A 3,638-nucleotide genomic window follows, 5' to 3' on the forward strand; every position below is an offset into this window, starting at 1 on the left:
TTTATCGCTCATTACAACCATCGGCGTTGTCACTCTGCCTCGAACAACCTGCCGCCAGCTGCTTTTGAAAGGCTGGCGGCCTAATACTCCTACAGGATGGTCCAAAAAAACTGGACCACTACAAGCCGGCTCCTACAACAGCCCGCGGCATTCCGCCTCGTAGGAGCTGGCTTGCCAGCGAAGGCGTCATCGAGCCTTGTGCAAAACCTTCAGACCCCTTCGCCGGCAAGCCGGATCTTACGCAAGGGGGCGCCGTTCCTGAAACGAGGCCAGGGCTTTGGCCAGGCGTTGCTCCCGGGCGCTGGCGGCCAGGTCCAGCAGGGCCTGGTCCCGGGTCCATTGGCTGCGCCAAGGCTCAAGGCCGTTGGCGAACGCGGCGTCGATGTCAGGTCGCAATGCCTGGAACTGCATGAACAAGCCGCCCAATAGAATGTGCCCGCTACTCAAGCAGGTTTTTTGCCGACTGACTTCGGCGCAGCCCGCAAGCAATCCCAGCAACTGCAGTTGCAGGGGCTGCGGCCAGCCGCTGTCCTGCCCCACGCCATACAGCCAGGCGAGCATGGCACTCAGGACATAGATGTCCTCCAGGCTGCGGAAGGGTTTGACATAGGCGTCCCAGCCATCGCCAGCCAGCAATTCGCAAGCAGCGTTGTCGAGCACCAGACAACCGTGGCTGATCTCCGGCATCAGGGCGATGGCGGGCAGCGTCTCGACCTTGACCCCAGGCTCACCGGCATAGACCACCGTCAGGCGCAACGCTGGGCTCTCCCCCGGAGCCTCGCTACGGGCCGCCACCAACAGCCAGTCGGCGGCATCACCGGCGGTGACAAAGTCCTTGCGCCCGTGCAGGCGCAGATCCTCCAGCCGCGTTTGCATGTCCGCCGGACGCAGGCTGCGGCGTTCGGTCGCGCATAAAGCACCCAGGCTTTGCGGCGCGCTTGGCCACAACATGCGCAACGCCGCCTGGTACCCCACCAGGAATGCCAGCCCCGGCGTGGCCATCAGGCGCCCGCCGAGCACCGCCAACTCGAAGGGCGTGACACTGCCCAAATGTGCCAGCAAAGCCCCGTAACCCTCCGCCAGGTCGGGGTTTGCGGGCAATCGTTGACGGCTGTCGAGCAGGGCTTGCCAGGGCATTCGAAGGTCCTCAGGGGCTGTCATATAAGCATCACCAAAGCTTCATGGCGATGACACCGGGGCTACATAGCCTGACTTTGCACAACAAAGTCGATTGGCTGCAACCCAAGGCGGGTCGGTAGCCCGCACGGAGATTCACGATGACTCAGATCGCCCGCATCAGCGACACCGGCACTGAACGCCGTCTGCAAGCCGAACGCCTGATCGGCGCCCAGGCCCTGCAGGAAGCCCAGGCTCTGCGTTTCAACGTCTTCAGTGGCGAGTTCAACGCCAAGCTCAAGGGCGCGGAATTGGGTCTGGACATGGATGACTACGACGTTCATTGCAGCCACATCGGTGTGCGCGACCTGAACACCGGCCGCCTGGTGGCCACCACTCGCCTGCTGGACCACCAGGCCGCCAGCAGCCTGGGGCGTTTCTACAGCGAAGAGGAGTTCAGCCTGCATGGCCTGGTGCACCTCAAGGGCCCGATCCTGGAAATTGGCCGCACCTGCGTCGACCCGGCCTACCGCAACGGCGGCACCATCGCCGTGCTCTGGGGCGAACTGGCGGAAGTGCTCAACCAGGGCGGCTACAGCTACCTGATGGGCTGCGCCAGTATTCCAATGCAGGACGGCGGCGTGCAGGCCCACGCGATCATGCAGCGCCTTCGCGAACGCTACCTGAGCACCGAGCACCTGCGGGCCGAACCAAAGCACCCGCTGCCCAGCCTGGACCTCCCCTCCAATGTGATTGCCGAGATGCCGCCGCTGCTCAAGGCCTACATGCGCCTGGGGGCGAAGATCTGCGGCGAACCGTGCTGGGACCAGGACTTCCAGGTGGCCGACGTGTTCATCCTGCTCAAGCGTGACGAGTTGTGCCCGCGTTACGCCCGGCATTTCAAGGCGGCAGTCTGATGCGCCGGTTGCGGGTCTACGGGCGCATCGCCCGGGTATTGCTGGTGGTGGCGCTGGGCCTGATCATGGCCAGCATCTTTGGCCTGTTGGAGCGCCTGGGCACCGCCAACTCCATGCTCCGGCGCCAACGCTGGTCGCGCTTCTTCATGGCCCGCTTGAGCAATGCCCTGCCGTTCCGGATCACGGTACACGGCGAGTTGCCTCGCCAGCCGATGCTCTGGGTCAGCAACCATGTGTCCTGGACCGATATCCCACTGCTGGGCATGCTCACTCCGCTGTCCTTCCTGTCCAAGGCTGAAGTGCGCACCTGGCCCGTGGCCGGCTGGCTGGCAGCCAAGGCCGGCAGCCTGTTCATCCGTCGCGGCGCCGGCGACAGCCAGTTGATTCGCAAACAGATGACCCGCCACTTGCAGGAACAGCATCCACTGCTGCTGTTCCCCGAGGGCACCACTACCGATGGCCGTGGCCTGCGTACCTTCCACGGGCGCCTGCTGGCCAGCGCTATCGACGCCGAGGTGTCCCTGCAACCGGTGGCGATCCGTTACTTGCGGGACGGCCAGATTGATACCCTGGCGCCCTTCATTGGCGACGATGACTTGCTCTCACACCTGATGCGGCTGTTCGCCAATGATCAGGGCCGGGTAGAGATCCATCTGCTCAAGCCGATTGCCTGCCAGGGCCAGGAACGTGCGGCGCTGGCCTTCCAGGCTCAGCAAGCCGTGCACAAAGCCCTGTTCGGCGATGTTGCACAGCCTGCCGAACCACGCCGCAGCGGTGAACTGGTCGCCGCCTGAGCACCTCCCGCAGGAACCGGCTTGCGGGCGAAGAGGCCCCTGAGACAGGCACCGCCGACGAGGACGCCTTCGCTGGCAAGCCAGCTCCTACAGCAGCTTTTCATGCCCACCCAGTGAACTCCCATACTCTCGTAGGAGCCGGCTTGCCGGCGAAGAGGCCCTTGAGACAGGCACCGCCGACGAGGACGCCTTCGCTGGCAAGCCAGCTCCTACAGCGGTTTTTCATGCCCACCCAGTGAACGCCCATACTCTCGTAGGAGCCGGTTTGCCGGCGAAGAGGCCCTTGAGACAGGCATCACCGACGAGGACGCCTTCGCTGGCAAGCCAGCTCCTACAGCGGTTTTTCATGCCCACCCAGTGAACTCCCATACTCTCGTAGGAGCCGGTTTGCCGGCGAAGAGGCCCTTGAGACAGGCACCGCCGACGAGGACGCCTTCGCTGGCAAGCCAGCTCCTACAGCGGTTTTTCATGCCCACCCAGTGAACGCCCATACTCTCGTAGGAGCCGGCTTGCCGGCGAAGAGGCCCTTGAGACAGGCATCACCGACGAGGACGCCTTCGCTGGCAAGCCCGCTCCTACAGCAGTTTTTCATGCCCACCCAGTGAACTCCCATACTCTCGTAGGAGCCGGCTTGCCGGCGAAGAGGCCCTTGAGACAGGCATCACCGACGAGGACGCCTTCGCTGGCAAGCTGTTGTGGCTCAATGTTCCTGGACCACTCTGTAGGAGTTTCAACCTAAGGAAGCATCATGGGATTTCGGGTCGTTACCGCTGAAGAAAAGGCTGAAGCCATTCGCTTGGTCGTGGAGATG

At 63.6% G+C, this 3,638-nt stretch carries 3 protein-coding genes; 2 read left to right on the top strand and 1 reads right to left on the bottom strand.

From position 1 onward, the window contains the following. Nucleotides 1-237 precede the first annotated feature (237 nt). On the bottom strand, nt 238-1,137 hold the full coding sequence (locus GV819_RS32425; protein WP_161760098.1) for an acyl-CoA dehydrogenase: 900 nt from the start codon (nt 1,135-1,137) through the stop codon (nt 238-240). A 140-nt stretch (nt 1,138-1,277) separates the two neighbouring features. Between GV819_RS32425 and olsB the strand changes: the two genes are divergently transcribed. Together olsB and GV819_RS32435 are read left to right on the top strand one after the other, a co-directional pair. Beyond that, on the top strand, nt 1,278-2,033 hold the full coding sequence (gene olsB, locus GV819_RS32430) for an L-ornithine N(alpha)-acyltransferase (protein ID WP_161760099.1): 756 nt from the start codon (nt 1,278-1,280) through the stop codon (nt 2,031-2,033). After that, nucleotides 2,033-2,827, top strand: coding sequence for a lysophospholipid acyltransferase family protein (locus GV819_RS32435; RefSeq protein WP_161760100.1), 795 nt, complete (start codon nt 2,033-2,035; stop codon nt 2,825-2,827). Before olsB ends, GV819_RS32435 begins: the two co-directional genes overlap by 1 nt. Nucleotides 2,828-3,638: the final 811 nt, after the last annotated feature.

Origin of the sequence: Pseudomonas sp. Fl5BN2, assembly GCF_009908205.1 — a bacterium.
Taxonomy (GTDB): domain Bacteria; phylum Pseudomonadota; class Gammaproteobacteria; order Pseudomonadales; family Pseudomonadaceae; genus Aquipseudomonas.